The following is a 1,859-nucleotide window of genomic DNA, read 5'->3' as shown; positions in this document are numbered from 1 at the left end:
GTGGGTGTGTTGTTTGAGATCTCGATAGTGTGTCTTGTTTTTTGTGTTTGTGGTTTGTTTTGTTTGTTTTTGGTTTGTTTTGGAGAGTTTGATCCTGGCTCAGGACGAACGCTGGCGGCGTGCTTAACACATGCAAGTCGAACGGGCTTCTGGGGTTCTGGCTTTTTTGGTTGGGGTTCTGGGGGTTAGTGGCGAACGGGTGAGTAACACGTGAGTAACCTGCCCTTCACTTCTGGATAACCGCTTGAAAGGGTGGCTAATACGGGATGTTTCTGGGTCTGTCGCATGGCGGGTTCGGGAAAGATGGCACTGTTTGGTGTTTTTGGTGGGGGATGGGCTCGCGGCCTATCAGCTTGTTGGTGGGGTGATGGCCTGCCAAGGCTTTGACGGGTAGCCGGCCTGAGAGGGTGGGCGGTCACACTGGGACTGAGATACGGCCCAGACTCCTACGGGAGGCAGCAGTGGGGAATATTGCACAATGGGCGGAAGCCTGATGCAGCGACGTCGCGTGAGGGATGGAGGCCTTCGGGTTGTGAACCTCTTTCGCCAGTGAGGAAGGCCTTGCCCGTGTGGTGGGGTTGACGGTAGCTGGGTTAATTGAAGCGCCGGCTAACTACGTGCCAGCAGCCGCGGTAATACGTAGGGCGCGAGCGTTGTCCGGAATTATTGGGCGTAAAGGGCTTGTAGGCGGTTGGTCGCGTCTGCCGTGAAATCCTCTGGCTCAGCTGGGGGCGTGCGGTGGGTACGGGCTGGCTTGAGTGCGGTAGGGGAGGCTGGAACTCCTGGTGTAGCGGTGGAATGCGCAGATATCAGGAGGAACACCGGTGGCGAAGGCGGGTCTCTGGGCCGTTACTGACGCTGAGGAGCGAAAGCGTGGGGAGCGAACAGGATTAGATACCCTGGTAGTCCACGCTGTAAACGTTGGGCACTAGGTGTGGGGGGTCTTTCCGGGTCCTCCGCGCCGTAGCTAACGCATTAAGTGCCCCGCCTGGGGAGTACGGCCGCAAGGCTAAAACTCAAAGGAATTGACGGGGGCCCGCACAAGCGGCGGAGCATGCGGATTAATTCGATGCAACGCGAAGAACCTTACCAAGGCTTGACATGTGCCGGTTGTCCTTCGGAGACGGAGGGTCCTCCCTTTGCGGGGGTCGGTTCACAGGTGGTGCATGGTTGTCGTCAGCTCGTGTCGTGAGATGTTGGGTTAAGTCCCGCAACGAGCGCAACCCTTGTCCCGTGTTGCCAGCACGTCGTGGTGGGGACTCGCGGGAGACTGCCGGGGTTAACTCGGAGGAGGGTGGGGATGACGTCAAATCATCATGCCCCTTATGTCTTGGGCTTCACGCATGCTACAATGGCCGGTACAGTGGGTTGCGATGTCGTGAGGCGGAGCGAATCCCTTAAAGCCGGTCTCAGTTCGGATCGGTGTCTGCAACTCGACACCGTGAAGCTGGAGTCGCTAGTAATCGCAGATCAGCAGCGCTGCGGTGAATACGTTCTCGGGCCTTGTACACACCGCCCGTCACGTCATGAAAGCTGGCAACACCCGAAGCCCGTGGCCCTATGGGGAGCGGTCGAAGGTGGGGCTGGTGATTGGGACGAAGTCGTAACAAGGTAGCCGTACCGGAAGGTGCGGCTGGATCACCTCCTTTCTAGGGAGTTCTTCTTCTGCTGCGCGTGGTTCGGTGTTCCGCCTTGCTGCCCCCTGCTCGTCGTGTGTGGGGGGTTGGGGTGGTCGGGCCGGGTGCGGTGGGGTTGTTCTTGGCTGCGAGCACGAGGAGCGCGTCCGCGTGTCGTCGGGGTGTCCCGGCGGGCGCGGGCGTCTGTCGCCTGATTTCCCCTCCTTTCTTTGATGGGGGGGG

General features: G+C 59.5%; 1 rRNA gene. It reads left to right on the top strand.

Annotated features, from left to right (window positions below):
* Positions 1 to 76: 76 nt before the first annotated feature.
* Positions 77 to 1,649: ribosomal RNA gene (locus G448_RS0109575) — 16S ribosomal RNA — on the top strand.
* Positions 1,650 to 1,859: the final 210 nt, after the last annotated feature.

It is taken from the genome of Actinomyces gerencseriae DSM 6844 (genome assembly GCF_000429265.1).
GTDB lineage: Bacteria > Actinomycetota > Actinomycetes > Actinomycetales > Actinomycetaceae > Actinomyces > Actinomyces gerencseriae.
This window is presented reverse-complemented; position numbering and strand designations above follow the sequence as displayed.